The 2,625-nt window shown below is 44.0% G+C and carries 2 protein-coding genes; both read left to right on the top strand.

All coding sequences use genetic code 11. The annotated features are described in order from the left end of the window. Positions 1–247 precede the first annotated feature (247 nt). Entirely contained in the window at positions 248–1,903 is a 1,656-nt protein-coding gene (locus CWC17_RS18885; protein WP_138614641.1) for an Lcl C-terminal domain-containing protein, read from the top strand. A 9-nt stretch (positions 1,904–1,912) separates the two neighbouring features. Then, positions 1,913–2,431 carry an Lcl C-terminal domain-containing protein gene (locus CWC17_RS18880; protein WP_138614639.1) on the top strand — a complete coding sequence of 173 codons (519 nt, stop codon included), beginning with the start codon at positions 1,913–1,915 and terminating at the stop codon, positions 2,429–2,431. Positions 2,432–2,625 lie beyond the last annotated feature (194 nt).

Genomic DNA, 2,625 nt, shown 5'->3' with positions numbered 1-2,625 from the left:
GTATCGCATTTCAATATCGCATGAGTCGTTTTCCGTAGCCCACTAGGTTACAAACCTCGCGCCGCGATTTAATCGCCCCTAGGTTGAACAAATTTCAATCCGCAAAGAACAACACGCCCAAGTTATTAACACATATTTCCTGCCTCAAAGTAGATCACCTAATTAAGCGAATTGGTATAACTCCTAATGGCATCTTTATTGCTAGTAATTACACTATAGTAATTATTTGACATTATAGGTGCGTTTTATGAAAGCGTTTGCTTTTACTCCCCTTATATCTTGTTTTTTATTGGCTGCCTGTGGCGGTGGAGGCGGCGGTAGTGATGACTCTACTGTTGAAACTACGGTCAATGCAGGAAACGATCTTCAAGTTGTAGAAAAAACAGAGTTTACCATTACCGCGCAAGGCTCACCGGCAGACGGTACCTTTACTTGGCAGCGCGTTAGCGGCCCATCAGTGGACGGCTTTCCGCTTGAAGGTGCAGAGCAAACTATTACAGCTCCCGATGTTAAAGCCGATAGTGAACTTGTACTATCTGTAAGCTACCAGACAGATAACGGCAGCTTAGTGAGTGACAATGTGAGTATATTTATTACTTCAAGCAACCAGTTACCACTTGCTGTTGTGAGTCAAATAGCTCCTGAAACACTGCCTTCGACCTATAATGATACCGTAACTTTAAGCGCTGAAGAGTCGAGCGATCCAGATGAAAACGGTCAAATTAATAGTTATCAGTGGGAATTAATTTCAGGCCCCGATTTAGATGTAACCGACTTTGATAATTCAACGGTAAGTTTTAGCCACCCGCTGCTTGAGTCAAATACTAATTTAGTGTGGCAGTTAAGCGTTACCGATGACGAAGGCGGCGAGGCAAGTACTGAATACAGTATGACACTCAATAAAACAGACGAGCTGGTTGTGGCTAATGCCGGAGATGACCAAAACGTTGAAGAATTTGAGGAAGTAACCTTAGATGCAAGTGAAAGTGACACCCTAACAGATACGTTTTCATGTAGCTGGCAACAATTAACAGGCAATGCCGAAACACTGGCAAATACTAGCCAATGTACCACGACATTTTTTGCCTCCGACGTTGATTTAGATACCACATTGAGCTTTGAAGTCACTGTTACTGATTCTAAAGGGCGCACCGACACCGATACCGTATTTATTGATGTATCTCCAAAAGCATTAGGGTTAATCAACGATAGTGGCCTAGGCGAGTGTTATAACAATACCCAGCGTATCAACTGCCAAAGTAGTGATTTTCCGGGACAAGATGCAGAGCTTGGCCGAGACAGCTTTGCCAATCAACTCGATAAAGCAGGCCAAGGTAACCTTGCGTTTGACTACACTAAGCTAAATCAATTTGCTGATGAAGTAGCTGATGATAGTAACGACTTTACTTGCATTCGCGACAACGTAACGGGGCTTGTATGGGAGGTTAAAAGTGTAGAGTCAGGTACATTACCTAATACCACCTTGCGTGATGGCCAAAATCATTACTTTTGGGATTTAGGCACGACAACCTTTACCGATACCAGTACCGCAAATACCACCTGCCCAGATGATACAAGCTGTGGTGTGCAAACCTATATAAATGAAGTGAACGACTTAGACTTTTGCGGCGGTACCAATTGGCGCTTACCGACTTACACTGAGCTCTTGAGCTTAATAGATTATGGCAAGCAGGGCGAAAACGTATTAATTGATGAAGCGTTTTTTCCTAATATGCCAGCAGCAGGCGCTATAGATGATGTTAATTTACCGTACTGGACATCACAAACTGCAGCCGATGGTACCAGCTTATCGCAAGCGTACATTATAGATATGAGTAATGGGAATGACTTAGCTTACCCGAAAGAAAAATACGCGTATGTACGCCTAGTCAGAAGCCGATAGGAGAAAACCATGAAAACACGCATATTATTTTCACTGGCTGTGTTTAGCGCTAGCTTTCAACTAGCCGCAGCGCAAACGTGTTACGACGGGGCGGATACTACAACACCCACTACGCGCTTTACCCTTAATGATGATGGCACAGTATTAGATACCGAAACGGGCCTGATGTGGCAGCGCTGTAGCTATGGGCAAGTTTACGATAGCGACACCGAAACGTGCGCTGGGTCTACACCCTCAATAAATTGGCAAGAAGCGCTTAGAGGAGCAGAAAACGACACCACTGCTGATTATGATGATTGGCAGGTGCCTAATATTAAAGAGCTTGCCAGTATATTAGAACACAGCTGTACCGAGCCGAGTATTAACGAAGAGGTGTTTTTAGGCACTAAATTGCAAAACTATTGGACTAATACGTCAGGCGTTAGCACGATGAGCTCAGCATGGGTTTATCAGTTTGATAGTGGGCTCAATAGTTTACATGCTAAAACCAGTGACGTGTATTTACGTTTAGTGCGCTACGAAAACTAGGGCCTGTTGACCTTTCAGGGTTATAATTTGTTCAATCTAAGGGCTATTTAAACGCGGCGCGAGGTTTGTAACCTAGTGGGCGAAGTAAAAGCCGAGCAACAAAGAGTAAAAAGCCCCTAGGAAGAACCCATTGCGCAGAGCGTGTTTGGGCTTAATGCTACGTGATCTCCGAATTATGGGGAATACCCACACAT

The sequence above is a fragment of the Pseudoalteromonas sp. S3785 genome, from assembly GCF_005887365.1.
GTDB lineage: Bacteria > Pseudomonadota > Gammaproteobacteria > Enterobacterales > Alteromonadaceae > Pseudoalteromonas.
This window is presented reverse-complemented; position numbering and strand designations above follow the sequence as displayed.

Excerpts from the sequence above, each read along its gene's own strand:
- CWC17_RS18885 (WP_138614641.1), top strand. The coding sequence starts at position 248 with ATGAAAGCGTTTGCTTTTACTCCCCTTATATCTTGTTTTTTATTGGCT.
- CWC17_RS18880 (WP_138614639.1), top strand. The coding sequence starts at position 1,913 with ATGAAAACACGCATATTATTTTCACTGGCTGTGTTTAGCGCTAGCTTT.